A 1,431-nucleotide genomic window follows, 5' to 3' on the forward strand; every position below is an offset into this window, starting at 1 on the left:
GCCTCGAGGGCCTCGGTGAGGCGTCGGTCGGCGTCTGGTGGCAGGAACCTCGGTAGGGGTTGGGGCAGTCGCGGGTTGTCGGAGGGGAACATCAGCCGCCGGGTGGGTGCCTCGGGCCAGCCCCACTCGGTGATCTCGGTCAGGAAGTTCGCGACGGCCAGGATCCGTCGTGCCTGCTCCGGGACGGACAGGGTCCCGCCGGCCTTGGTGTTCGCCGCGGTGGTCAGGCTGGCCAGCCAGGGTTCGATGTGCTGGCACCGGTCGAGCGTCGCGGGGGTCGCGTCCGGGTCGGTCCCGGCGAGGTAGGCGCCGAACGCTGCCAGCCTGGTGGCCAGCGAGGAGACGGTGGCGGGACGGCAGGTGACGGACTTGTGCTGCAGGTAGCGCACCAGGATGGCGTGCATCGGCTCCGGCACGTGGGCCAGGCGCCGGGCGAAGGGCCAGCGCTGCTCGAACGGCTCGGGCAGCGCAGGCAGCACACCGTGGTGGTACAGCACGGTCTTGGCGCCGGTGGCGGTGGCCCGGTAGTGCTTCCAGGTGCGCCCGGTCGCGGCCTGCCGTGCGAGGCCGGCGACCGCGAGGGCGTCGAAGTCGTCGTGGACCAGGTCGGTCAGGCGTTTGCCGGTGGCGAACAGCACCCGGGCGATCACCTGGGAGGCCATCGCCGAGGTGACCCGCTGGCTGTACCCGCAGCCGCGGGCGGCGGTGATGAACGCCGCGAGGTCCTGCCCGATGACGGTGCCGGGCACGTCGCGCCAGATCGAGGAGAACTTGCGGTGCACCAGGTACTCCCAGCTCGGGTGGAGCCGTCCGGTGACGAGCAGGAACGTGATGAACGGGCGGGTGCCGCTGTTCGCGGTCAGCTGCACCGCCAGCGGCTCGTGCTCCCAGGCGCGCACCACCGGCCATCGCCGCAGGAACGTCTTGGCCCAGTACGTGAACGCGGTGTTGCCTCGCCCGGTCCGCGCCTGGTGGGCGTGGTACGCGGCGAGTACCTCGGCAGGTGGCTCGTGCTGAGGCTCAACGGTTTTGGCGTTGACGGCTGCGCGCGGCATCGTATTCGGCTTTCACGTGGGTCGGGGCGAGGTGGATGTAACGGGCCGTGGTGTCGACATGCGCGTGCCCGAGCAGCGCCTGCATCACGGCCAGGTCCACCCCGGCCTCGGCCAGCGCGGTCCCGAACGTGTGCCGCAGCGCGTGCGGTGCCCCGGCCGGGACGCCGGAGGTGGCCCGGTGGTAACGGAAGATGGTCCGCAACCCGGCCGGGGTCAGCGGCCGCCCCGTCGTGGGGCCCTTCGCGACGAGGAACAACGCAGACGCGTCGCTGTCCGGGCGCTCGGTCAGCAAGTACGCGTTCAGCACGGCGGCGACGTCCCGGTCGAGGGGGACCCGGCGGTCCTTGCCGCCCTTGCCGTGCACGGTCAGCCAGCG

At 72.3% G+C, this 1,431-nt stretch carries 1 protein-coding gene and 1 pseudogene; both read right to left on the reverse strand.

The genetic code is table 11. The features are described from left to right. Window positions 1-1,055: pseudogene (locus tag ABD209_RS07595) on the reverse strand (tyrosine-type recombinase/integrase); the annotation flags it as partial. After that, on the reverse strand, window positions 1,021-1,431 hold a 411-nt coding region (locus ABD209_RS07600), incomplete at its 5' end, for a tyrosine-type recombinase/integrase (RefSeq protein WP_344064322.1). The gene ABD209_RS07600 and the pseudogene ABD209_RS07595, both read right to left, overlap by 35 nt.

The organism is Nostocoides vanveenii, assembly GCF_039531165.1.
GTDB classification, from domain to species: domain Bacteria; phylum Actinomycetota; class Actinomycetes; order Actinomycetales; family Dermatophilaceae; genus Nostocoides_A; species Nostocoides_A vanveenii.